Annotated in this window: 26 protein-coding genes; 14 read left to right on the top strand and 12 right to left on the bottom strand. The window is 35.7% G+C overall.

Features of this window, described 5'->3' with window-relative positions:
* Positions 1-22: 22 nt before the first annotated feature.
* Together ACQKMV_RS16010 and ACQKMV_RS16005 are read right to left on the bottom strand one after the other, a co-directional pair.
* The gene (locus ACQKMV_RS16010) at positions 23-1984 is read right to left on the bottom strand and encodes a polysaccharide deacetylase family protein (RefSeq protein WP_427505157.1); all 1962 of its coding nucleotides are present in this window, start codon (positions 1982-1984) and stop codon (positions 23-25) included.
* A 47-nt stretch (positions 1985-2031) separates the two neighbouring features.
* The gene (locus ACQKMV_RS16005; RefSeq protein ID WP_427505155.1) at positions 2032-3018 is read right to left on the bottom strand and encodes a polysaccharide deacetylase family protein; all 987 of its coding nucleotides are present in this window, start codon (positions 3016-3018) and stop codon (positions 2032-2034) included.
* 223 nt (positions 3019-3241) lie between these two features.
* Here ACQKMV_RS16005 and ACQKMV_RS16000 point away from each other — a divergent pair, with 223 nt between their 5' ends.
* The 4 genes from ACQKMV_RS16000 to ACQKMV_RS15985 all read left to right on the top strand — a co-directional run bounded on the left by ACQKMV_RS16000 (position 3242) and on the right by ACQKMV_RS15985 (position 5870).
* Positions 3242-3850 carry a polysaccharide deacetylase family protein gene (locus ACQKMV_RS16000; RefSeq protein WP_427505154.1) on the top strand — a complete coding sequence of 203 codons (609 nt, stop codon included), beginning with the start codon at positions 3242-3244 and terminating at the stop codon, positions 3848-3850.
* Positions 3851-3927: 77 nt separating this feature from the next.
* The gene (locus ACQKMV_RS15995) at positions 3928-4491 is read left to right on the top strand and encodes a lytic transglycosylase (protein ID WP_427505153.1); all 564 of its coding nucleotides are present in this window, start codon (positions 3928-3930) and stop codon (positions 4489-4491) included.
* 555 nt (positions 4492-5046) lie between these two features.
* Positions 5047-5241: a hypothetical protein gene (locus ACQKMV_RS15990; RefSeq protein WP_427505151.1), complete on the top strand. Its 195-nt coding sequence runs from the start codon at positions 5047-5049 to the stop codon at positions 5239-5241.
* Positions 5238-5870 carry a LysE family transporter gene (locus tag ACQKMV_RS15985; protein WP_427423497.1) on the top strand — a complete coding sequence of 211 codons (633 nt, stop codon included), beginning with the start codon at positions 5238-5240 and terminating at the stop codon, positions 5868-5870. The genes ACQKMV_RS15990 and ACQKMV_RS15985 overlap by 4 nt, the downstream gene beginning before the upstream one ends.
* 82 nt (positions 5871-5952) lie before the next feature.
* Here the strand turns inward: ACQKMV_RS15985 and ACQKMV_RS15980 are convergent, their stop codons facing one another.
* Entirely contained in the window at positions 5953-6999 is a 1047-nt protein-coding gene (locus ACQKMV_RS15980) for a Cj0069 family protein (RefSeq protein WP_427505150.1), read from the bottom strand.
* A gap of 163 nt (positions 7000-7162) precedes the next feature.
* Entirely contained in the window at positions 7163-8080 is a 918-nt protein-coding gene (locus ACQKMV_RS15975) for a DMT family transporter (protein WP_427505149.1), read from the bottom strand.
* Positions 8081-8191: 111 nt separating this feature from the next.
* Here ACQKMV_RS15975 and ACQKMV_RS15970 point away from each other — a divergent pair, with 111 nt between their 5' ends.
* The 4 genes from ACQKMV_RS15970 (at position 8192) to ACQKMV_RS15955 (ending at position 11493) form a co-directional block, all read left to right on the top strand.
* Positions 8192-9079 (top strand): AraC family transcriptional regulator, encoded by an 888-nt coding sequence (locus ACQKMV_RS15970; RefSeq protein ID WP_427505148.1) that lies wholly within the window; start codon positions 8192-8194, stop codon positions 9077-9079.
* A gap of 229 nt (positions 9080-9308) precedes the next feature.
* A complete protein-coding gene (locus ACQKMV_RS15965; RefSeq protein ID WP_427505146.1) occupies positions 9309-9707 on the top strand; it encodes a hypothetical protein in 399 nt (132 codons plus the stop codon).
* A 249-nt stretch (positions 9708-9956) separates the two neighbouring features.
* A complete protein-coding gene (locus ACQKMV_RS15960; RefSeq protein WP_427505144.1) occupies positions 9957-10436 on the top strand; it encodes a MarR family winged helix-turn-helix transcriptional regulator in 480 nt (159 codons plus the stop codon).
* Positions 10437-10452: 16 nt separating this feature from the next.
* Positions 10453-11493, top strand: coding sequence for a beta-carotene 15,15'-monooxygenase (locus ACQKMV_RS15955; protein ID WP_427505143.1), 1041 nt, complete (start codon positions 10453-10455; stop codon positions 11491-11493).
* Between the two features lie 118 nt (positions 11494-11611).
* Here the strand turns inward: ACQKMV_RS15955 and ACQKMV_RS15950 are convergent, their stop codons facing one another.
* The 5 genes from ACQKMV_RS15950 to ACQKMV_RS15930 all read right to left on the bottom strand — a co-directional run bounded on the left by ACQKMV_RS15950 (position 11612) and on the right by ACQKMV_RS15930 (position 15714).
* Complete coding sequence (locus ACQKMV_RS15950; RefSeq protein ID WP_427505142.1) at positions 11612-12724, bottom strand: ABC transporter permease; 1113 nt, start codon at positions 12722-12724, stop codon at positions 11612-11614.
* Positions 12717-13415, bottom strand: a complete 699-nt coding sequence (locus tag ACQKMV_RS15945) for an ABC transporter ATP-binding protein (protein WP_427505141.1) — start codon at positions 13413-13415, stop codon at positions 12717-12719. The genes ACQKMV_RS15950 and ACQKMV_RS15945 overlap by 8 nt, the downstream gene beginning before the upstream one ends.
* A 60-nt stretch (positions 13416-13475) precedes the next feature.
* On the bottom strand, positions 13476-13997 hold the full coding sequence (locus ACQKMV_RS15940; RefSeq protein WP_427505139.1) for a hypothetical protein: 522 nt from the start codon (positions 13995-13997) through the stop codon (positions 13476-13478).
* Between the two features lie 249 nt (positions 13998-14246).
* Positions 14247-14711: a hypothetical protein gene (locus tag ACQKMV_RS15935; protein ID WP_427505138.1), complete on the bottom strand. Its 465-nt coding sequence runs from the start codon at positions 14709-14711 to the stop codon at positions 14247-14249.
* A 229-nt stretch (positions 14712-14940) separates the two neighbouring features.
* Positions 14941-15714, bottom strand: a complete 774-nt coding sequence (locus tag ACQKMV_RS15930; protein ID WP_427505136.1) for a CPBP family glutamic-type intramembrane protease — start codon at positions 15712-15714, stop codon at positions 14941-14943.
* Positions 15715-16298: 584 nt separating this feature from the next.
* Between ACQKMV_RS15930 and bioD the strand changes: the two genes are divergently transcribed.
* The 4 genes from bioD (at position 16299) to bioB (ending at position 20195) form a co-directional block, all read left to right on the top strand.
* The gene (gene bioD / locus ACQKMV_RS15925) at positions 16299-17003 is read left to right on the top strand and encodes a dethiobiotin synthase (protein WP_427505135.1); all 705 of its coding nucleotides are present in this window, start codon (positions 16299-16301) and stop codon (positions 17001-17003) included.
* On the top strand, positions 16984-18387 hold the full coding sequence (gene bioA / locus ACQKMV_RS15920) for an adenosylmethionine--8-amino-7-oxononanoate transaminase (RefSeq protein ID WP_427505134.1): 1404 nt from the start codon (positions 16984-16986) through the stop codon (positions 18385-18387). The genes bioD and bioA overlap by 20 nt, the downstream gene beginning before the upstream one ends.
* A complete protein-coding gene (locus tag ACQKMV_RS15915; RefSeq protein WP_427505133.1) occupies positions 18354-18944 on the top strand; it encodes a biotin transporter BioY in 591 nt (196 codons plus the stop codon). The genes bioA and ACQKMV_RS15915 overlap by 34 nt, the downstream gene beginning before the upstream one ends.
* Positions 18945-19196: 252 nt before the next feature.
* Positions 19197-20195: a biotin synthase BioB gene (bioB, locus tag ACQKMV_RS15910; RefSeq protein WP_427505131.1), complete on the top strand. Its 999-nt coding sequence runs from the start codon at positions 19197-19199 to the stop codon at positions 20193-20195.
* 357 nt (positions 20196-20552) lie between these two features.
* On the opposite strand, the gene ACQKMV_RS15905 is transcribed toward bioB, so the two are convergent.
* Positions 20553-21431: an IS3 family transposase gene (locus ACQKMV_RS15905; protein ID WP_427505130.1), complete on the bottom strand. Its 879-nt coding sequence runs from the start codon at positions 21429-21431 to the stop codon at positions 20553-20555.
* On the bottom strand, positions 21431-21724 hold the full coding sequence (locus tag ACQKMV_RS15900; protein ID WP_427505128.1) for a transposase: 294 nt from the start codon (positions 21722-21724) through the stop codon (positions 21431-21433). The genes ACQKMV_RS15905 and ACQKMV_RS15900 overlap by 1 nt, the downstream gene beginning before the upstream one ends.
* Positions 21725-22205: 481 nt before the next feature.
* Between ACQKMV_RS15900 and ACQKMV_RS15895 the strand changes: the two genes are divergently transcribed.
* Positions 22206-22328 carry a hypothetical protein gene (locus ACQKMV_RS15895; RefSeq protein ID WP_277815945.1) on the top strand — a complete coding sequence of 41 codons (123 nt, stop codon included), beginning with the start codon at positions 22206-22208 and terminating at the stop codon, positions 22326-22328.
* A 149-nt stretch (positions 22329-22477) separates the two neighbouring features.
* Here ACQKMV_RS15895 and ACQKMV_RS15890 read toward each other — a convergent pair whose 3' ends face one another.
* The gene (locus ACQKMV_RS15890; protein WP_427505126.1) at positions 22478-23641 is read right to left on the bottom strand and encodes a PLP-dependent aminotransferase family protein; all 1164 of its coding nucleotides are present in this window, start codon (positions 23639-23641) and stop codon (positions 22478-22480) included.
* 133 nt (positions 23642-23774) lie between these two features.
* Between ACQKMV_RS15890 and ACQKMV_RS15885 the strand changes: the two genes are divergently transcribed.
* Positions 23775-25172, top strand: a complete 1398-nt coding sequence (locus ACQKMV_RS15885; protein WP_427505125.1) for a PLP-dependent aminotransferase family protein — start codon at positions 23775-23777, stop codon at positions 25170-25172.
* Positions 25173-25319: the final 147 nt, after the last annotated feature.

Below are 25319 nucleotides of genomic sequence, written 5' to 3'. Positions count from 1 at the left end.
CACTTCCTGTAAAAACATAGTTTCATAGCATTTCGCTTACTTTTACTAACTGATATCCCTGTTTTTTCAGTTCTGGTATGACGAGATCCATTGCAGCTGCTGTAGGTTTTCCATTTAAATGTGCAAGTACAATGTCATTACCTGTAAGCTTTGAAAAAATACGACTAAAAATCGTATCTGCAGTTGGTTCTTGCCAGTCAAGAGTATCTATGCTCCAATAAATTGTAAAAGGAATATCAGTTTGACCTGCAGCTTCTAGAAGGGTTTTATTCCAATAACCAAATGGTGGGCGGAATAAAGGGCTGCCCTTAATCCCAAGAACTTTTTCAATACACGAAGATGTGCGTGTTAATTCTGCTAGAATTTCATTTTTGGAATACTTCGTTAGATCTGGATGACTATATGAATGATTTGCAATCTCGTGTCCATCTGATACCATTCTTTTCGCAAAATGAGGAAATTTTTCTACCCAGGCCCCGGTTAAAAACATGGTTGTTTGAATATTATGTTTTTTTAAAACGTCTAAAATAGCTTCAGTATTTTCTGCACTATCGCCCGCATCAAATGTTAAGGAAACCATTTTGTCATCTTTTAAACCTTTAGAAAGGAGAACAGAGGGTAACTTTTTTGATTTGATATACTTCTTATCAATCTTTAAGAGTTGGCCGGCATATATAAAATCTGATGCTAATTCATTTTCTTTTTTAAGTTCTTCGACTGAAATACCAAACTCCTTTGAGATCTTTCCCAATGATTCTCCATGACAAATTGTATAATAATCGTATTTATTCACTTTATTTTCTGCTAATCTTATTTTCAAAGGGAGACCGGTATCGATTATATCTGAGGTTAATTCATTTAAATGCTTTAACTGATCAATGGTTACCCCAAACTCTTTTGAAATATGATAAAAAGTATCCCCATTTTTAACTTTATAGATCTCAAAATTACCCTGTTGGAAGACTTTTCTTTCAATTTTTAAACTGTAGGTACTTTTCCTTTTGTTAAAGATTCCACTTTTCTCTAAAACTTCTAGCATATATTGAGCTCTTGCTTTATAAGAGTGTTTGTTTACCGTTTCAATGCCATACTTCTGGATTTTCTCCCTTTCTTTAGGGTGTTGAAGGAAATAATTAACTAATTCAATTGTTTCTTCAGGTGATGATGATGTTATTAATTCTCTTCCAGATTTAAAGAGTTGCAGGACTTCAGGGGTGCTGTTAGTTAACAAAAATCCTCCTGATCCAAGTACTTCATATGTTCGCTGTGTCAGTTGTGTAGGCAGATTTTGCAAGCCGATGATGATATCAGCAGAACTATAAATTTTATTTGCAATTGTGTAATCAATATAGCCACGAATCCATTCTTTTGGGATTTCTACCCCCAAAAGAGGCCCCATATTATCCCAATGATTCCCATAGAAATTTATTTGAATATTATTTTCAATCAACGGTTTAATTAAATTTTTCATAGATTGGTAACGAAAATGATTTGGAAAATAAGAAAGCTTTCTTGGATATCCATTCGCAACAATAGCAACTGGTGAATAATATTGGGGATCATATTCTACCGGAGAATGAACTTTAGGGTGATATCCAAAATCTAAATGCTCCGAAGGGATTCCTAAACTTCTGTAATAATCGACCATATCCCTGCAAATCGTGAATACAAAATCCGGATGGGCTCTGCTAATATAAGGAACTGTAAATATTTCCGTGGATGTTGGATCTTCTGTTGCCCAATATACATGAGGAATATTAGCATTTATCGTGCTTTCATATATTTTTTTTTGCTTTGCTGTCGTTGAGTTTTCAGGACCCCATCCCATTGTAATGATTAAATCTGGTCGGAATTCTGAAATAAGATTAGGAATATCCAGATCGTCCAATGGACCGGAAATTTTCACTTCATGCCCCGCATCCATAAATCCATTTGGTAATCCATGAATCCACATTGAGTGGCTTTCTAAGAATAAAATGCGCATTAGTACACTCCTTGCTCCACTTTAGTTGGAAAAAAACAATTTAAATATTATTCTAGTAACTTTGGTATCGTGACAATTTCATAACCTTCTCTTATTAACTTATCAATAATTTCAGGCAAAGCCTTTACAGTTCCATCGAGCCTGCCAGTTGTATTTTTAAAGGAATGCTGTAATATAATGGCCCCTTCTGTTAAATCCCTATTTACAATCGACATAATCTCCTCATTTGTTAAACCCGACCAATCAAGTGTATCTACTGACCACATGATGATCTTATAACCTAATTCATTAATGATTTGAATGTCCGAATGCGTAATAAAACCATATGGGGGACGAAGAAGTGTTGTAGATTTTCCTGTATGTGAACGAATTTCTGTTTCGGTGGATTTAATTTCATTTTTCAGCTCCGATGTTGTTAGCTCTATAAAGTTTGGATGGCTCCAGCTATGATTACCGATTTCATGACCTTCTCGAAGAATTCTTTTAAAGACTTCAGGTTCCCACCTAACTTGTTGACCAACCACAAAGAAGGTTGCTTTGACTCTTTTTCCTTTAAGGATATCTAAAATTTGAGGTGTATAAATATCATCCGGCCCATCATCAAAGGTTAGAGCAGCCATTTTTTTATTTTTCTGGCCTTTATAAAAAACTGTTTCATTACTTTTTACTGAATTATTGGTCCTTAAATTGATTGTTCCTCCCGTTGAACATTCCAAAATGGACATTTTAAGTATTTGAGTAACGTATTGAAACGGTATGAAGATTACTTCATTAATCTCAATTGGCGAAACCTTCAAAGTTTCTATTTTTAGTTGATTTTCTTTTTCTATTAAGACCACAAATTGATCTTTAAACAAGGTTATTTTTATATCATTTTTTTCCAGTTCTATTGACCGTTTTTCCCCGTCATAGTCTACTAAGGCATTCGTATGCTTAAAGAATAAGGCTGAAACCATCATATATCCTTTACTTTCACAGTAATTGCATTGGATTGGATGGCCATCAACATAAATATCGATTTTCTGTACGTTCATTCTTCTTTTTCACCAACTGTTAGTCGAATTTTAAAAATTGATATAAAAAGTGCCTCAAAAATATCATATGTCTAATTTAGAAGGCTGTATAAGATGTTGGCCCAGCGCGATATAAATAGGTTTTATAATTAGAAATTTGTTTGAGTAATTGTATGATATATAAACATTCTTTTTATTTGTTTTTACATACATTAAAGAATCACAATAGCAAGGAGAAAACTATATGAATAATAATAAATCCTTGATGCCTATCTATCATGGGAACGAAATCATTCCAATCATTACTTTTATCGTAAATGTAGCTTGGGGAAATGAGTATCTAATAAAATTATTAGAACTACTAAAGAAAAGGGATATTAACCTTACTTTTTTTCTCGAAGGAAGGTGGGTTGAACAGAATCCTGAATTGGCACTTATGATTAAAGATTCAAATCATGAGATTGGGAATCACTCATATTCTCACAAGGATATGAAAACATTATCAGTAGATGAAATTCAAATGGAGATTACTAAAACCAATGAAATAATCAATGAGCTATTAGGGGTTAAGCCTAAATACTTTACTCCACCATATGGATATTTCGATTCGAGAATCCTTGAAATAGCCACACGACTTGAGATGGTTACTGTCTTATGGTCACTGGATACGATTGATTGGAAAATTGATAACCCAAATGAGATTATTGATATAATTGTCCCTAACATTAAGAATGGCTCCATCATTTTGATGCATCCAACCGAATCGTCCCTTAAGGCCCTTCCATATATGATTGAAAAAGCTTTGGATATGAACTATAAAATTGTAACTATAAATGAAATGCTAATGTTTTAAAGTGAGATTATTATTTTTTACTTGAGAGGTGAGGGACTATTCAGAATGATGCTAATCGAAAATATAAACATTACGTTGTGAAAAAAGGAGATACTTTATGGGGCATATCAGAAAGATTTGGAGTCACAATCAGTCAGCTGAAAGAGTTCAACCAACTTTTTTCTGATACCATTTTTATAGATCAAGTACTAAAAGTGCAAGAAATCCCCAAAATAGATGATATAATTCTCTCTCCAGAAATAATAGAAGATGAACGGATTTTAAATTGGGTAACACCTATCAGAAATTATTCGATAAAACACGAAATTCCTTTTCCTGTATTATTTGGTATTATGTTAGCTGAAAGCAGTGGTGACCCAAATAAAGTATCAAGAAAGGGGGCGATTGGATTAATGCAATTATTGCCACAAACCGCCAATTGGTTATCTGTCAATCCTTGTGACCCCATTCAATCGATTGAAGGTGCTGCACGATTTCTGAAAGAGCTTTTTGATCAGTTTAAGGATTGGGAATTAGTTGTTGCGGCATATAATGCAGGACCAGATAAAGTGATAAAACATTCTGGTATTCCGCCAATTGATGAAACTCGTGAGTATGTCCAAAAGGTATTTTCTTATGTAAAAAAGTTAGAAAAACGATAAATATTACGGCAGATCACCTTTGTATTTTTAAGCAACTGAAGCTTTATCAAAAGGCAAGTAAAATAGTTCTTTTGATAAAGCCTTTTTCTTTTTGCTTGATTATTTGAAAAATGGGGTTTAATTGAAGGATTGAAATGGTTTCTTTCATTCTTTTTTCATTGCATTAATTGTATATATGATAACGGAGTTATAAGTAAATGAATGAGTTAGTGAAAAAGAAAAATTTTCACATGAAATCTTTTTAGTAGACAAAAATGCTCAGATAAGCATCAAAAAAACTTAAATAGCAATAAGAATAGGTTTCCCAATAATTTCATACAAATAAATAAAGTGTTAGCATATAAAAAAATGAATATTTATTAGTAAAAATGACATTTTGTGTATTTTTATGCTATAATACAATTATAAACGGACGTATGAAACTTATCTTATCTTCATTCAGTTGAAGACTCCCCCCTCTAAATTTGAAGAAATGAATGCGGAGGTGGTTCCTTTTAAGTGGGTGTTCTAACGCCTACTGAATGAAGATAAAGCCTCCGGCGGATGTCACGGATTTTGAAAGGAATGAATTGTGCGGGCACAATTCAAAATCCGGACGCATTGTTTATCTGCGCGAAAGCGAAGCGACAGCGGCAAATGTTTTCTGTAGCGAAAGCAAAGAGTCAGCTACAAATGTTTTCTGCGCGAAAGCAAAGCGTCAGCGGCAATTACGCCAAGGCGAAATTGATTATGAAAGAAGTGTTTATTTGAGTTTATATGTAGCGTATGTATTGGTAGGTCTTGCGATTGCCATGCCTGTTGGGGCCATCACAGTAGAAATGACAAAGCAAGGACTAAAAAATGGTTTTATGCATGGTTGGGCTGTCGGGCTTGGTGGTATGACAATTGATATTGTATTGGTTTTTGCATTGTATATGGGACTAGCGTCCATTTTAGCGATGCCTATCATTCAAATTCCTATGTGGATTATAGGGGCTGGCTTTTTATTCCTTTTAGGGCTGGATTCTATCAAAAATGCTGATCATGATATTACGCTTGCAGGAGAGAAAGTGACAAAATCGTTTTTTACTTCTTATCGTAATGGTTTACTAGTTGCCATTTCGCCAGGAAATCTAGTATTTTGGGTAAATGTTTTCGGTGTTGTACTAGCTAAATCTTATGGGCAAGGAGAGTCAGCAAACTTTTTAGTGATTGCTGCAGGGGTTCTGAGTGGCATATTGTTGCATGATATTGGCTTGATGACCATTGTTTCAGTTACCCGTAAAGCGATGAGTCGTAAGGTCATTAAGTCGCTTACAATGGTAGCGGGTGTATTACTAATTTGCTTTGCTGGATATTTTATCTATGAATTTATACAAGCTATTAAGATCTATATATGAAAAGTGCGATCACAAAAGATCGCACTTTTTTCATTTATCCTGTATTAACGGTCAGTAAAAGCACCATTGCTTAAAGTCCACTTTACGCTGAGACTTCGGCATTTTCATGGATACAAGCGAGAATTTCCTCTGCTACTTGATGTGCTAAAGAGAGTTCAGAAGTAAAGCCTACACATGAACAATTCATTTCCCCTAAAATATAGCAATCTTCGCCAGCTTCGTTTGTATCAAGCATGAAATCGGCTGTCCAAATGAGTGGTAAAGCATAATTGCCTAGTAAACTAGTTACGAGTGGTAGTTGAGTTAAAAAGTTTTGGACAAGCTCTTCCCAGTCTTCTGGAGCATCATAGCGATATTGCGCCCCTGAGAACAGTGTTGCACTAAATGCATCCTCGGAATCTGCTGGTTTTTTATGTACTACCTGAACTGGTTTATCACGTAACATAAATAATCGGATTTCGCCTTCAGTAATACGAGGCAGGAAGCGCATATCTATTAGCATGCCATTTGGACCTGTAATGTATTGCTCACAGAACGTCATGAAGTCGCTAAGTTTCCAATATTCCACATGATTATCCTTTGCTTCTGTACATTTAATTTCCGCATCAAGCGGTACTTCTGTAATTCCCTCAGCAAGAGGTTCAACCAATTTAACTCTCCATATACCTTCGCCCGTCGATCCACGATTTTGCTTTAGGACGCGTTCAGTAATTGCAAGAGAGGTAGGGAATTGAGCTTTAAATGCTTCAATCGAATAATAAGCAAATGTATCATCAGGCACTAAATTTGTAGATGATAGCTTTGATAATACATCTTTAGATCCATAGCCAATCATTGCATCAGGATGAGGCATACCAATGACACCCGCATTACATAGCTCACGCAACATCTCAAAGTACTCTTTTTCATGCTGTAAGTTTCCTGGATTAATACGTGATACATAGGCAATACCATGCTCTTTGACGTAATTAAAAATTTCCTCTTTTTTCGTCACATCAAAGAAAATGACTTCTGCATCCTGTCCACGTTCTTTTAGTGCATTCACCATTGGCATGGTATCTTTTCGATAGCCGTCTGGGCCCTTATCTGTGCCGCCACGAACCTCGAAAAAAATAACCTTTTTATCCATAAATATTCCCCCTTGAATGATGGTATTTTCAGTATACTGGACAGACAAGGAAAAAAGATATATAAATAATGTAAATTTTATGTATGGATTCATGATTTATATAATTTGATATAGGAATTTAAGACTAAAATTTTTAGGATTATCTAAATTTAGTTAAACTTTCCTATGAGTGCTTTTTCTGAAAAACTGTGAGATATAAAATCATACAGAGAATAAGCATTGTCCCAATAAACTGAAAGCCACCAAAGGCAATTTTAAGCCAAAGCACACTTGTAATAACGGCTGTTAGAGGTTCAAGGCTTCCAAGTAAACTAGTCTCTTTTGGCGATAAATACTGCAAACTAGCAATATAAAACCAAAACGCTAGCATTGTCCCAAAAATAACGATAAACAAAAAGTAAGCAATTGTCGAAAATGCCCAGTTTGACATGTTTATTTGCCATGGCTGATGGAAAAAGCTCATCACAATCCCGCCAATAAGCATTGACCAGCCTACAACTAGCAATGAGTGAAACTGCTGTAATAGTGGGACGGCATATAACGTATAAAAAGCAGCCGAAAGACCCGATAATATCCCCCAAAACACTGCCATCGCAGGAACAGAAAGTGTTGACAAGGAGCCATTTGTTAGTAATAAAAAAGTACCAACAAGTGTTAGAGTCACAGCTATCCCGTCTTGTTTTGACAATTGACTGTGCTTTGTTATTAAATAATAGGCCATAATGAAGAGTGGTGCTAAATATTGTAATAATGTCGCAACAGCAGAGTTGCCTATAGAAATCGACATCATATACGTATATTGAACCGCCAGCATTCCAAGTAAACTAAATAAAATTTGTCTAAAAGCATTTTGCTTTGTCCGCCACATCACAAAAATAGACTCTTTACGATGTGTAATTTTATAGGCAGTAATGAGTAATAGGCCAGCTAAAAGAAGTCGACTGGAAACGAGCCAGCCAACCTCAATATTTTCCTGCTGAAACAGCTTTTGTGCGACGGTACCGCCAATACCCCAAAAACTTGCCCCTAAAATGACAAGAATAAAACCAAGAGTACGATTTTTCTGTGCTGATTGATTCATTTTTAAAACATCTCCTAAACTATCAATATAAAGCAATTATAATGAATGTTAAGCACAAGAAATATCGATTTATAGGATTAAAAATATCAACATATTGAGGTGAACTAAGCGGTGGCGTTAACACACATTAAAATCGCGAAGGATTTACAAGAACTAACGATACATGGGACGAAAGAATTTCCAGTTGCCCTATATGAGACGGTTTTGCGACTAGATAGTTTGGATTTTTTACCGTTACATTGGCATAAGGAAATTCAATTTGTCTATGTGAAAAGCGGTCGTGTGGAATATCGAGTAGGAGCAGATGTCTTTGTGCTAGTGGAGGGAGAGGGACTATTTATCAATGCATCAGGTTTACATGAAGCAAAGCCTTTTCAAATAGAGCGGGCTACAACTTTTTGTATTAACGTGGATCCGTTATTATTGGGCGGACCTAAGGACAGTATTTTTGCTACTAAATATGTATTGCCTTATATAACGAGCAATAGATTGCCCTTTGTAAAGCTTTCTGGCCAATTGGCGCAAAAAGTAGAAATCGTGGCGAAATTACTGCAAGAGCAAGCCATTTTTTATGAGCTAAAGGTATGGAGAGAGCTATTAGTCATTTGGGAAACTATTTTGTCACAATCGATGCTAACCGAAGAAATACTAGATCCAGCAATTATTGTCCAACATGAACGAGCAAAGGATATGCTTGATTATTTACATGCTCATTATCAAGAGAAGATATCTTTAGAAAATTTAGCTGCACATGTATTTTTAAGTCGTGCAGAATGTAGTCGCTTTTTCAAAAAAATGGTTGGTACGACACCATTCACATACTTATTACACTATCGACTTCGCAAAAGTATGGAGCTATTACGTGATAGTGAGCAATCGATCACTACAATTGCAACAACAACAGGCTTTAGTACAGTAAGTTACTATATTGAAAAATTTAAAAAATATACAGGATACTCTCCACATGTTTATCGTAAACAGTTTTTTTATAAAGCATAGCAGAATTTAGAAGTGGAAAAGAAGCAGAAGCGGCCTGCGCAAGCAAGAGGATATCCGCTGAAGAGAGGGGAATACCCGCGCTTGCAATGAATCGCACTATCTTAATGTTATTTTGGTACAATTTACAAATATTGAATTTTTCTGATACTAAAATCTATCTATTACTATGGTGTAACTTTTGTAATTTAATCCTTTTAATGGGTAGTAGAAAAAACTTGGAGGTGGATGAATGAAAAAATCTATGTTCCTGATTTTATTCGTATTTCTAGTTTTACTTTCTGCTTGTTCGAATGAAAAAAAACAATCATTAGAAGAATTTTTCAAGGATGCAAAAATAATAAATGTAGATAAAATAATCATTCAAGATGGTTCAACGGGCTATTCTAAAACGATAACGAAGCAAGAGCAAATTGGTGAATTCCTAAATCTGATTAAAGATATTGAATTTACACCACAAGATAATCAAGAAGAACGTGTAGGCTGGCGATATGGTATTGCTCTTTTTGATGGCGAAAAAGAAATTAAATTCACTCTAAATAAAATTGACAATACCTATTACGATTCAAACCCAGATATTCATCCAATTGTAGAGAACTATTACAAACAGTTAAATATTGTAGAAGAGTAATAAACAACTAACGACCTCTTAATTTTGAGGTCTTTTATTTTGCCATTATCAATGTCTCAACAGTAGTATTACTTCTTTTTTAGAATTTGCTCTGATTTCGTTAAGACATGTGAAAAATTATTGAATTTATTGGATTAAATACTGCACTTTATCGCTGAAACAGTTGACAATAATAACCATATAAAATAAAGTAAAGTTAATAGTAAAGATACCTTTACTATTAACTTTACTTAAAGGATTGAATGAGTGATGACAAAAGATGAAGAACTTATATATAAGCTTGTAGAGGAAATAAATGAAGCTATTTATTCGATGGATAGCCATTTCATAAAGTTACATCAAAATTTATTAAGTGATGAATTATCCCCTAAACAAATCATTTTATTAGATTATATTCAAAAAAATAGCCGAGTGACGATTGGACAGATTGCAAGTTATATGAATATAACTTCTAGTGCTGTCGGTCAGCTAGTTAGTAAACTTGAAGAGCAGCAATATGTATCACGAAGCATTAATCCTGAAAATCGACGTGAAATATTTGTAAGTCTCGATACTTCAGGTATTAAGTATTTTGAACGAGAGGAAGAAATAAAACGATTTATTATCTCAAGATATTATTCAAAACTTGAGTTAAGTGAGATCGTGCAATTAAAAGAGGTCGTTCAAAAGCTAAATCAAATTGTATTAAAAGAAGGAGTTATTAATGAAATAAATGATATTCATTTGTAAAAGGGAGAGATTTAACATGATTGCACTAAAGAAAAAGCAAAATATATGGTTAGCATTTTTGTTAGTCGTACTTGCCAGCAATTACACGCTTTATAACACTGGACTAGGTATATCAATTTTACCATCTGAAACAAATGGAGTTGTTATTGGCTCATTAATTGATTTTGTTCTTATTATGCCTGTTTTATTTCTGCTGTATAAAGGAAAGTTTTCTTTAAAACAAGCGGTTATTTTAGCAGCGGCTGGTTGTATGGCAGCACGTTTTATTATTCCAATAGAACATCTACAGCCATTTGTTGCGGTGACTTGGGCTGGGTTTGCGATTGAAGGTACGATTATTTTATTAGAAATTTTACTAGTTGCAACGCTTGTTCGTTACATACCGAGAATTCTATCGGATGTACGATCAACTACTTTACCCGATTTGTTCTCATTTCCCAGAGCAGTTGAAAAACATGCACCGAAGCATCCTATTATACAAATGCTTTGCGCTGATTTTTTAGTATTTTACTATGCTCTTGCAAGCTGGAAGAGAAAAGAGCGTCCTGGTTTAACCTTGCATAAAAATTCGAGCTATATTGCCTTTATCATTATGCTAATCCATGGAATAGCCATTGAAACAATAGGGATTCATTGGTGGTTACATGAGAAATCAATGGTTCTTTCAATTTTATTGCTTATTTTTAATGTATACTCTGTTTTATTTTTTATTGCGGATATGCAGGCAATTCGTTTAAATCCTGTCTATGTAACATCTGATAAATTGTATTTGTCTTTAGGATTGATGAAACGAGCAGAAATTCGCTTTGATCAGATTGAAGAGCTTATTGAGGATAAAGAACAGTTGGAAAGAAAATTATCCAAGGATACAATTGATTTTATAGCACGTGATTTTGGCACGGCATATCCACAGTTTATTTTAAAAATGAAGGAGCCTGTGGAAGTGACTTTCATGCTGGGGCTTAAAAAACGATATAACAATGTAGCCATTAAAGCTGACCAAGCACAGGAATTTAGAAAAATGCTTCTACAAGGAATGGAAGATAATAAATATTAATAAACAACAGGTGCTAGCAAACTAAGCTGGCACCTGTTTAATTTAGACAAACTATAAGTCGGGATGTTAGGAAGCGCACAGTCGGAACAGAAATCAATCTCATATTATGAGTCTTTATTTACAAGACTGAAACAATAACTAGGATCATAAGGACACACAACAATGGGAAATCTACGAATCCTTTTAGCAATCGACTGCTAGCTGCTTGAATTTGTTCATTGGATACTTGAAAGATTGTCCAAATTTTATGCTCCAAAATTTGCTGGATTACCGATTGCATAACTGAGCGTAAAGTAAAATAAAGAATTCCGAGCACGATAATTTTCGCCCATGATGGCACAATAAAGATGAGTCCGATACCCATCAATAAAAAACGAAGATATCCTAAGCGATACTGTTTTTGGCGAAGCATGGTTTTGCATACTAGTTCCTCTATAAAATAATCGGAACGACGAAACATGCGCTTTGAATTTTTCCATAGTAGGCGGGGCTTTTTTAATTTCGGTACTAACTGACTTCGAAGCTCAGGAGCAATCTGGAATAAAAGACTTTGCCATTTATAAAAAGTTGCTTGATCGAGCTCCACCTGCTGATCAAAATATTTAGTGCTATTGACGAAATGTCTATTATAATAGCTTGTGCAATAAACAAGAAGAATTAGATAAATAAGTGCAGTGATAATAATAGGTACATACAAAAAGGAAGCTGTACCGAGAATACACATAAAAATTTTACTGAGTAGCTGTTGCCATTTACGAAGCCTTAATTGTAAAACTGCGTTTGTAAAATTAGTTGTCAATAGTAGCAGAAGTAAAATAAGTAATTCTACTATCGTTACATGATGAACGATTATAAAAATGGGTGCTAAAAGAGTAATGGCAGAAACAAGAAAAATTAGGTGCTTACTTAACGTCCAAAAAAGACCAGAGCGTTTTAACCGTATCATTTGTTTTCGGTTCTGGATTAAAAAAAGACGATCGGCTCGGTGCAAATAAGTACGAATAGTTTCAATATGTGTAATAATCAATAACAGTACAATAAAGAGGGCTAGCGGAATATGTACGACCCATGATGTACTTATATTTAAGATAAAGTCTTTATAAAGAAAAAAGCCAATGACTAGAGCTGGCACAACAATATATAAGGCGACTGTCCAATCGATAATGCTTGCCAGTAGCTTAAAATTGTGAGAGCGCTCTAATTTTCTTCGTTGCTGCGCTAAATTAGTCATGGTGATTTTCCTCAAGCAGTGTGTCGAAAATATCAAGAAGTGATGCTTTGTCTTGTTCCACCGCTAAGCGTAATGATGCGAGTGTACCTTGCTGTAAAATTCGCCCATGATCAATCAAAATGAAACGATCACATATTTTTTCTGCCGTATCGAGTGCATGTGTACTCATTAAAATGGCGGCACCTTGCGCTTTTAATTCTTCTAAAATCGTTAAGAGCTTACGCATTGCCTGTGGATCTAGCCCCATAAACGGTTCATCTAAGATGTAGGTAGAATGCTTGTCTAGGAACGCTAAAATAAGCATCACTTTTTGTTGCATCCCTTTGGAAAACGTTGTTGGATAATCGTGTAGCTTATGGTCCAATTGAAAAATTTTCAGTAATTCTTTCGCACGATTGGTTAAAGAATTCTCTTTACCAGCTACACGCAAATGGAAATCTATATGCTCCCACAATGTAAAATACTCATACAAAATGGGCCTTTCTGGTACGTAGCCATAGGTTCCTATGGTCACTTGACCGTCCACTATTGGTAGGACACCCATCATTGCTTGTAAGGTTGTGCTTTTGCCTGCCCCATTGGAACCGATTAATCCAACAAGCTCACCACTGTTTACTTGAAATTGAATGTTTGAAATAATGGCTTCATTTTCTACATAGCCACCTTTATGTATATTAATATCTATTGTCATTCACTTCCTCTCTTTGTTTATTTACGAACGGAAGAGGAAAATGTTTCAAGTTTTTACATATTACTTTTTCGGAAATATAACATATGAGATGCTAATTGCGGCATCGATCGCAAGTACAATACCCCAAACTTTCATTACTTGAAATAGGGAAGTTGTATCAGAATTTGAACCAACGAAAAGAGACATGGCATACAATAATCCAGCACCAATTAAAAAGGCAACAATATGCTGACTAAGCAATTTCATTTCATACATACCTTTTTTCATTCCAGTTAATGGCTCATTTTTATAACCAGATTTTAAAAACCACTGTTGAAATTTTTGATCAGCCCATGTAATCATCGTTTTACCATAGGCTATGGAGACACCAATATAGATGGCTGCTATTCCGTGAGATGTAGAAGCGGGAGTACCTGCTTTTAAGTCCATCGTAGTGAGGATGACAAGTAACAAATCAATAACAGGTGTAAGTGCAAAAAAGAAAATGCTCAGTTTCGGCATTTTTAAACCATATCTGCAAATAAGCCCAACAAGAATAACAATCCAAAAGGCTATTTCCGCAGTAATAATCCAGGCAATCATAAAAAACCTCCAAATTAAATTCAAATACATTTGTGTTAATTAAAATACCATAAGTTTTTAATTTATACGAATGTATTAAAATAGTGAATCCTAAAGAAAGAAAAGCACAAAAGCGTAGAAGGTTACTGTGAGGGATGGGTTAAAAGTACGGTCAATTTTAGGATCAATCCGCTATTATTTCAATTGATATTTTAAGATGAAATCGACCGGAATTAGATAAAAAGAATAAATCTTACCATTGCCCATCTCTTAATCTAGGTGGGCAATGGCATTTAATATGTCCTCACTGACTGCATCCCAAAATTGTCGCTGTACAGCATCACAATACACATATAGCTCTTTATTTTGAGCATGCTCGTATAGCTCGGATATCGCTTCTTTTTGGAAATGGAGTCTATGGTTTAATGCCTCTCGTTCTTCCTCAATACAAAACGATTTATACATATCTGCTAGACGCTCAAGCTTTGCTAACTTTTGTTTCGTTCCTTCGTATTGTGTTTGGTGAAAGCGTCCTACTGCTGTAGTCATAGAGATCTTTGCTCGATGCTCGGTATTTAACGTTCGCAATTCTTCCTGACGAATAGCCACTCGATACCAAAATTCATAGCGAATAGGCAAGTCTTTTAGCTCGTATGTAAGCAAGGATTTTAAAATAAAACTAACATGCTCATAAGAATCAATAATCTTTTCTGATTCTTTAAAAATACCAAACATTCAGCCACCCCCGTTTAGTTTAATACCACGAACGAAGAGTAAAATCCTTTAATTTTTGATAATATTCGGAAAATAGATGAAACTAATGGATATTCTAGAGAATGATGAAAATCTAGCTAAAAGACAAATTTATATAGTTGATAAAGGATTAGTATGAAAATAGGTAGATTATATAATATTCTTACTCATATACTTATGTAACTAGACGTTTTAAAGTTGATTTATAAAATTATATTGATTTTAAATTTTGAGGTTTAGATTTTTTTATTATTCCCACTAACAACAAAATCCATAATAAACTATTTCCAATTGCATGGGTTGCAAAAGAAGCCCATGTTGAATTAGTAAACTGGGCAATCCATGGAGCAATAAGCATGCTAGGAAGCATATTGATAAAATGCCACTTCAGACAAGCATGAACAACCCAAGCCCAAAGTAATCCATTTATTACCCAAGCCCAATCCCCAAAAAGTTCTTGTTGGATAGGTAGGAAAAAACCTCTCCACATTAGTTCCTCACTGAGCATAGCAAAAAGGTGTAAGGGAATAAATATGGTTATCATTTTCCAATTACCGTAAAGCGAAACACCAAAAAATTCAGATGGAGGCAATTCCATTCTTTTTAATGGATTAAAAGGAGCTGGAAGATAACTTGGTGGGGCAAGTATTGGAAGTCTCGCAAAAAACTTACCTATAGGTTCAAGAAATTGGTCAGAGATTATTGTAAAAACAATTGCTCCCACAACCCAATACCAATCGTTTTCCGTTAAAGGATTGAAACGAAGCCTTTCCAAAAAATTTTGCCATGTCCAAGCATTTCCCTCTAAATGATAAAGCAGTAATGATACTGGAAATAAACTCATTACAGGAAACCACAGAAAGAACCAAAAAGCATAAATTAATGGAACACCCTTTTTTATTAACATGGGTGTTCCATAGAAAACACCATAATATACTAACGAACCTGTTATTCCGAAAACGAGTAACTGCACCAGAATGGACATTAGGGAACACCCTTACTATAAAGGAAATATTTACTAATAATATCTAAACATAAACTATTATCTTTTTCTATATTTTTTTGTCATTGTTACATTTTTCTTCACTAAAGTTCCATAGGATCAAAACATATAAATTGGTCTTAAGTACAAATTTTACTTTTTATATGTGCATAGAAAGCAAACTGAATACAAAAATATCCGAGTGTTAATTTACGTTTATTATTTATTGGCTATCACCCAAAAATTGAAGATGATATTTGTGAAACATATGCGATGTATAAGTTGATCTTCGTTCCGGCTGGGTGACTCTTTGGGGATCAGTGATATAGGAACGAAGGCTAATGGACAAAAATATTAATTAATTTTTGAAAAATAAACATTTACCAACACTAGTTTTTACCTCAAGGTAAGGATCTAGTGTTTTTTGTTGTTGAAAAAAATTATTGAGTTATCACAAAATTCTCTATTTTCTACAAAGAAAAGGGTTGTTTATGAAGAAATGTGGAAATAGCATTTACAAAATAAAATTAAATGTGTTAACTTAAATTTTGTAAACGGTTAACTTAAAAAGAGGGGGTAGGTTAACGATGCAACATTTTTGGGTTGTTGGGACAGATACAGATGTCGGTAAAACGGTTATCACTACATTACTGATGCGCCAATTACAACAGCAGGATCTACAAGTAACACCTTATAAGCCTGTGCAAACTGGCGAAGTTTGTGAGAATGGGCATTGCTATTACTACGATACAGCAATGTATGAAAAGTATTCATTACAAAGACTGGAACCAGAAAATTTAAATGGCTATTCGTTTAAGGAAGCCGCATCTCCACATTTTGCTGCGCAACTGGAGGGCCAGCAAATTAATGTGGAGCATCTATTAAAGCAAATTCAGAAATTACAGCAATCATACGATGTCGTAATTTGTGAGGGAGCAGGGGGACTTTTTGTTCCATTAGATACATATGGAGAAAAAACTCTCCTTGATGTAATCGTTCAAAGTAAGCTTCCAGTTGTTCTTGTCACACGAACAACACTAGGAACGATTAACCACACATTGCTAACTCTTGAAGCTTTACATACTCGAAATGTTGAGGTTCTTGGCATTGTATTTAATGGAGACATTGGAAGTAAGATGGAACAAGATAATGTGAAAATGATTCTACAGTTTCATAATTTGCCATTTGCGACGATTCCAAAGCTGGGGGAAATTTCGCAGATTGTTGACTACTCTATTTCACACACATCATTGTTTGAAAGGTTGGTCAAATATGAAACAAGCATTAACTGAATTGCAGATGAGAGATTTACAGCATGTTTGGCATCCTTGCTCACAAATGAAGGACTATGAGCAATTTCCACCTGTTGTGATTAAAAAAGGACAAGGTGTATGGCTTTACGATGAAAATGATCATCGCTATTTAGATGCCGTATCTTCTTGGTGGGTAAATTTATTTGGACATGCGAATCCTCGTATTAGTCAAGCATTAAGCGATCAAGCATTTACATTAGAACATGCGATTTTTGCGAATTTTACACATGAACCTGCAATTAAGGTGGCAGAAAAATTAGTAGCCTTAACGCCGGACGGTTTAAATAAAGTATTTTTTGCAGACAACGGCTCATCAGCTATTGAAGTCGCACTAAAAATGAGTTTTCAGTATCATATGCAAACTGGAAAAACAACGAAAAAGCGTTTTTTAGCCTTAACGGATGCTTATCACGGTGAAACACTTGGTGCCCTATCTGTTGGAGGAGTAGGGTTGTATAACGAAGTGTATCAGCCACTTTTATTGGATACCATACGTGCACAAGGGCCAGATTGCTTCCGATGTCCTTTTAAGGAGAATCCTGAAAGCTGTCAAGCTCAATGTATACAATTTGTTGAGGAAGAGCTTAGTCAGCACCATGAAGAAATTACAGCTGTTATTATTGAGCCACTCATTCAAGCAGCAGCTGGCATGAAAATGTATCCTGCAATCTATTTGAAGCGATTACGAGAACTTTGTACAAAATACGATATTCATTTAATCGCAGATGAAATTGCAGTTGGTTTTGGACGAACAGGTACATTATTTGCCTGTGAGCAAGCGGGAATTGCTCCAGATTTTATGTGCTTGTCAAAAGGTTTAACAGGTGGGTATTTGCCACTATCAGCTGTTTTAACAACTGATGATGTCTACAACGCTTTTTATGATGATTATGGCACGATGAAAGCGTTTTTACACTCTCATAGCTATTCTGGTAATACACTGGCTTGTCGTGTAGCCCTAGAAGTTTTGACAATGTTTGAAGAGGAACGTGTTATCGAAATGATACAAAACAAAGGTGAACGTATGCGAAAGCTAGCTATGAAGGCATTTGAAGAGATACCGTTTGTTGGCGAATATCGACAGGTAGGACTAGTCGGCGCTATTGAACTTGTAGCCAATCGTGAAACAAAGGAGCCACTTCCAAGTGAGGCACGTATCGGCTATCAAATATATAAACGTGCCTTGGCAAAAGGCTTATTGATTCGTCCTCTTGGCAATATATTATATTTCATGCCTCCATACGTCATATCTGATGATGAAATGAGTTTTATGATTGATACAACAAAAGAGACGGTTCTGCAATTTTTTGAGGAGTGGGAGGGAGTAAGTTGTTCAAACGACAATCAACATTGTCACTCGTGATGATTGCGATGTTTGCCGCTTTAACCGCAATCGGAGCATTTATTAAAATACCGCTACCTGTAGTTCCTTTTACTTTACAAATTGTTTTTGTTTTTTTAGCAGGTTGCTTGCTCGGCAGTCGTAATGGATTTCAAAGTCAACTTGTCTACATAGGAGTTGGTTTAGTTGGCTTGCCAGTTTTTACACAAGGTGGGGGCATCACCTATGTATTGCAACCAACATTTGGCTTCCTAATCGGCTTTGCACTAGCTGCTTTAGTAATTGGTTTCATGATTGAAAGAGTGGATGCTCCAACGAGAAAACATTTTATCAGTGCAAATATTGTCGGGCTTATTATTATTTATGCTGTGGCAGTTCCGTATTTATATGTATCTTTGAATTTTTGGTTGCACATGAAAACGAGTTGGTCACATATTTTCGTAGTTGGCTTTTTAAACAGCATTGTTGCAGATTTTTGCTTAGCATTAGCTTCTGCATTTTTGGCTGAGCGACTTTACAAAGTATTTAATTCAGCAAGGGCAATAACTTCTTTCAGCAGAAGTCTCCCACCTCTATAGGTGGAGAGATAAAAGCAGATTTAAGTTATTTTTTAGCGGATATCCAACATTAGCTGAAATAAGTTATAGCCTCCGGCGGATGTCACGGAATCGGAAAGGAATGCTTTGAGGATGTTAGCCTAAAATCATCGCATCCATGCGATAACGGCTAACTGACCTGCATCGTGCAGGCCTAAGCACAAAGCCGATTCCGGACGCAATTATGCCGAGGCATAATTGATAGATTATACAAGTAGAGAGGGAGAATGTTTAATGAATTGGTTACAGTTAGCAGAGGAAGTTATTGAAGGGAAAATCATTAGCAATGAGGAGGCTCTTGCTATTTTAAATAGTGATGATGATGAGCTATTGAAGATAATGGACGGTGCTTTTGCTATTCGTAAGCACTACTATGGGAAAAAAGTAAAATTAAATATGATTATGAATGCCAAGAGCGGTTATTGTCCTGAAGATTGTGGCTATTGTTCACAGTCATCTAAATCAACAGCACCGATTGAAAAATATCCATTCATTACGAAAGAGGAAATTTTAGAGGGGGCTAAACGAGCATTTGACAATAAAATTGGTACGTATTGTATCGTGGCAAGTGGTCGTGGGCCAACTCGAAAGGATGTCAATGTAGTAAGTGAAGCTGTTACAGAAATTAAAGAGAAGTACGGCTTAAAAGTATGTGCTTGTCTAGGCTTATTAAAAGAAGAACAGGCACAGCAATTAAAAGAAGCGGGGGTGGATCGTTACAACCATAACTTAAATACATCTGAACGACATCACTCCTATATTACAACGTCCCATACGTATGAAGATCGTGTTAATACGGTTGAAATTGCGAAAAAGCATGGAATATCACCTTGCTCAGGTGCCATTATTGGTATGAAGGAAACAAAAGAGGATGTCGTGAATATTGCACGTGCACTTCATCAATTAGATGCGGATTCTATCCCTGTCAACTTCTTAAATGCGATTGACGGTACGAAACTAGAAGGGACAAAGGAACTAAATCCACGCTATTGTTTAAAAGTTTTAGCGTTGTTCCGTTATATTAATCCAACAAAAGAAATTCGTATTTCTGGTGGACGTGAAGTCAATCTTGGGTCACTTCAGCCACTAGGTCTATATGCAGCAAACAGCATCTTTGTTGGGGATTACTTAACAACAGAAGGCCAAGAAGCAAACAGTGATTATCGTATGCTTGAGGATTTAGGCTTTGAAATTGAATTATCAGCGAAGCAAGAAGAAGCATTCTGTTCATAAAAACTTATCCCGCATTAACGGGCAGTAATGAACTGCCCGTAAAAGCCCGATTGGTGAAGACTAATAATCAGTGGCGGATAAAGAAACCCCACTGATTAAAGTTTCACTTTATGAAATAAAAATCTACTACTACTTAATTATCATCGAATTTGGAAAGCCGTGTGTGCGTCGTGGAAAAGGCGTACATGCGGCTTTTTCTGTTGGACGGATAAAATCGTAGAAATGGTCTTCTGTCAAGAAAGTGGACATAAAAAAGTGAGAGCTTTAAAGCTACCGCACTGCGTTTGGTGGGCAATGGAAGTCAATTGTTCAAAGAGCTCGAACAATTGATTTCCATCGCTTGAAACGGTTTTGAGATTAACTTGCGTGTTTCTGTAACGTCAAGCGTTCAAATTGGTTCGGTGAACGATAGCCAAGGGTCGAATGTCTTCTACGTTCATTATAAAAATTTGAAATATAGCCATTTATCGCTTTGAAGGCTGCTTTCTTTGTTTGGAATTTTTGGCGATAAATCATTTCTTTTTTTATGGTCGCATGAAACGATTCAATGCAGGCATTGTCATACGGGTCACCTTTTTTACTCATACTAATTTGGCAACCATGCTTTTTTAAAAGTTCGATATATTCCGTTGAACAGTATTGCGCCCCTCGGTCTGAATGATGAATGAGTCCTTTTTTTGGTCGGCGTATTAAGAACGCTTTTTTCAAAGCTATTAACACTAAATCTACTTTCATATGATCGGCTATTTCCCACGCTACAATTTTACGAGAATACAGATCCATAATACTCGCTAGATACACCCATCCCTCCAGCGTTCGGATATAGGTAATATCAGCGACCCATACTTGATCTGGTTCTTCCACATAAAACATGCGTTTCAGTATATTAGGATACACCAGTGCGTCATGACTTGAATCTGTTGTCGTCACATAGCTTCTCGGCTGTGTTGCGCACAGTTCCAGTACTCGCATGATATTTGCCACTGTTTTTTGTGAAAGCGGATAACCCCATTCCAACAGATCTTTATGTACTCGCGGGCTGCCATACGTACCATAGCTTTCATGAAACGATTGTTTAATTTTTTGTGTGACTTTCATTTTATATTCTTCTTTTTCTGTTATCGGTGCTGCCTGTTTTGCCAACCATTTATAATAGCCGCTCGTCGACACTTTTAAAACACGGCACATCTTTACAATCGAAAACTCCCGTTTATGCGCTTCAATAAATTCAAACACTACTGCGGGTTTTTGGCAAAGATGTGCATCGCCTTTTTTAGAATTGCATTCTCCTCTTCTAAGTCACGAAGTTTCTTTTCATAAGTCGCTTCTAACTTCTTTAGCTCCGAAGGGGTTATATATTTCACGTCGCCATTTTCTTGCTTTTTTCCATCACGATACTTTTTTACCCAGCGATGAATAGAAGATTCCCCAATCCCTAATTCATACGATAATTCTGTTACTTTTCGATTTTCTTCTACTACTAATTTCACAACATAATCACGATATTCTTGCGTTATTTTTTTAGTCATTCGGTACACGTCCTTTAAAATAGTTATTTCTATCATAGCTACTCTCAGTTTTCCGTGTCCACTTTTTATACTAACCTCAGAAACACTCAGGTAAAAGAGAAGAGTGCTCGGGTTCAACGGAGAAACGCTCAGGTAGGAGTGAAAAGTGCTCGGGTTATTAAGAAAAACTGCTCAGGTAGCAATGACCAAGTGCTCAGCACATTTGAAACTCTACGATTGGCAAATAAATGAAAAAAAGTGACGGATGCTAAAATGAAAAGAACTGTTCTTATGCCTAGAAAAATTCGGTTTTCACAAATTGTTCAATGAAAGCGTTTTGAAAATGAACAGTTTGTGAAGGGCTTCACATAATACTTTATTTTTAAAAAAATCGGCGTAAAATAAGAATCAGGTAAGGAATTGTTATAAAACAGTTTAAAAAGTATCAAAGTTTTCGGTGGTTGTTATATTACAAAAACAAAATTGGAAGGGAGATTTTATTATGTGGGTTATTACAGTATTTGATAAAAAGGACGTTCGAATTTTTGAGTATACAAACAAAAATGAGGCAACACAAGCATTAGCCAAATTCAAAAAAAATGCAGTTTTAACATATACAAAATAATTTCAGATTTGAACGAAGCAACCCTTTTCGACGCTATAGCGCACGAAGAGGGTTGCTTTTTATGTTGTAATGATTATCTTGCATTTGATATTCAAAAACTAAAACTAATAATCCGTGGGAAAGAACACCCCACGGATTAAAGATTCCCTTTATAAAATGCTAGCTAAGCGTTTAATACCTTCTCGGATGACTTCAGGTGTTGCATTCGTATAATTTAGGCGCATCGTATTAACACCAGTTTTAGCTGTGTAGAATGGGTCACCAGGTACGAAAGCAACTTTTTGCTCCATCGCTTTTTGGAAGACATCTAATGACGAAGCTCCATTGTTCATTGTAGCCCAAATGAACATTCCACCTTCTGGTCGTGTGTAGTCCACATGTGCTGGGAAAAACTCCTCCATCGCATTTAGCATGGCATCTGCTTGATTTTTATATAACGCTATAATTTTCTGAACGTGCTCCATATAGTCATTGTTTGCTAGATAATCATAAATGACATATTGAGAGAAAATATTTGTGTGTAGGTCAGTTGCTTGCTTCGCTGTTTCGATATGCTGCAATAATTCTTTATTCTTTGTAATGATAAAGCCAAGACGCATTCCTGGTGTGACCGTTTTAGAGAAAGAACCTAGTAAAATACTATTTTCTAATTTACCAGCACCGATGTATGGTAGTGGCTCACCTTGGAAGCGTAATTCTCCATATGGATCATCTTCAATTAACGCTACATCATATTTCGAAATGATTTCGCAAATTTGCTGACGTTTTTCTTGAGAATACGTAAGACCTGTTGGGTTTTGGAAATTTGGAACTGTATAAACGAATTTTACATTTGGTTGTTGTAATGCGTTCTCTAACTCTTCTAAGTTTAATCCATCATTTTCGAGTGTTACACCATAGAATGTTGGCTCACTTAATGTGAAGGCTTGAATAGCACCTAAGTAACCAGGCTCCTCGATGACGATACCATCACCTTTGTTGATTAGTACTTTCCCAATTAATTCAAGAGCCTGCTGTGATCCTGTAGTAATAAATACATCGTCTGCATGTACGTCTAGTCCGTGTACACGTTGGTATTTTGCAGCAATGTACTCACGTAAAGGAGCATAGCCTTGTGTAGAAGAGTATTGGAATAGACGACTACCGTTTTCCGAAATGGCATGGTTCGCAGATGCCTGTAACGCTTCGATTGGGAAAGAAATTGGGTTCGGAAGCCCCCCTGCGAAAGAAATAACATCATCTGATTCAGTGACTTTCAAAATATTTCGGATGAATGAAGATGGGGTATTTAAAATCTTTTCTGAAAATTCCATAATTTATCGGTCCTTTTTTCTGATTTTTTAAAAATTATATCATTGTCATCATATGCATACAATATTATCATTGTATGCAAGACAATTAAATATTGTATGCAAAAAATTAGAGAGAAGGAGCTTAGCTTAGAATATGCCAGTTAATTCGTTTGAAGAATATCCGATGAGTTGGAAGCCGAATATTAGCAAAAGTTCGGCTCCGTTATATATAGCAATAGCAGAACAACTGGAACAAGATATAAAGGATGGAAAATTATCACCAGGCACCAAGTTACCTCCTCAGCGTGAGTTAGCTGATTTTTTAGATGTTAATTTAAGCACGATAACAAGAGCGTTTAAACTTTGTGGCCAGAAGGGGCTTATTTATGCTTCTATCGGTAGTGGAACATTTGTTTCATCTGATGCAGCGACAAATAAAATTTTACTACCGACAAGTATTTCTTCTCAGATGATCGAAATGGGTCCTGTATTGCCAGAAAATCATGCTAATGAGGATATTACACGTTATATGAAAAAGATGATGAATGATCCTAATTTTAGCAAATTATTTCAATATGGACGACCTGAAGCAAATGCGTGGCAAACAGAGGCAGCATTGAAGCTTTTGGAAAAGGTCAACTTTCAAACGGATCAACCAGTATTGCTTGGGGCAGGGGGACAAAATGCTATTGTTGGAACGTTAGCGGCATTGTTTCAACCAGGAGATCGAATTGGTACAGATCCCATTACGTATGCAGGTATAAAAACAGCAGCAAATATGCTTGGTATCCAACTGGTAGCAATCCAACAAAGAAACGGTGAAATGTCAAGAGAGGGGCTATTATACGCTTGTAAAAATGAGCATATAAAAGGTCTTTATGTTATTCCTGATTTTCATAATCCAACTACTCATACAATGTCGATGGAAACAAGAAAAATGATTGCGGAAGTTGCGAGGCAAAAAGGCTTAATCATCATTGAGGATGCGATATATAGTTTTCTTAAGGAGAAACCGCTTGCACCGATAGCCTCCTATGCACCCGAAAAGGTTATTTATATTGCCAGTGTATCAAAAACCATCTCACCAGGCTTACGACTATCCTATATCGTTACACCTCCAGCGCTGCGAAAAAAAATAATGGAGACACTGTATAATATAAATATTTCAGTATCTCCAATGATGGTGGAGCTTACAGCAAGGATGATTCATGATGGTGTTGCACAAGTAATTTTAGAAAAGCATCGGTTATATGCAAAGCAACAAAATGCCCTTGTCGATCAATATTTAGGAGACTATAACATTTTAGGTGAAGAAGAATGTATTTTTAGATGGCTTATACTCCCCGAAAAATTCACCAGTGTTCAGTTTGAATTGCTAGCATCTAAAGCTGGTGTGCAAGTATATGCAGCTGAACGTTTTGCAGTAGGCAATGCCAAGCTGGTAAATGCAGTTCGTTTAGCAATCACTGCACCTGAAAATAAGCTAGAACAAGCACTAATCATTTTAAAGGATTTACTTGAAAGTGATGGTGATTATACATTTGTTGATTAAAGTAAGGAAGTCTTATGAATAGTGTGAGATTTAAGACCACGCAGGAGCGAGGTATGACATGTACAGTCAAGTACCTTTGCTGAAGAGCCATATTTAATGATGATAGGCGGAAAAAATGTCTGAATATTATTGGTATAAAAATACACC

This window comes from Lysinibacillus sp. NPDC094403, assembly GCF_050278745.1.
Taxonomy (GTDB): domain Bacteria; phylum Bacillota; class Bacilli; order Bacillales_A; family Planococcaceae; genus Lysinibacillus.
Note: the sequence above shows the minus strand (reverse complement) of the source record. Positions and strands in the feature narration are given on the sequence as shown.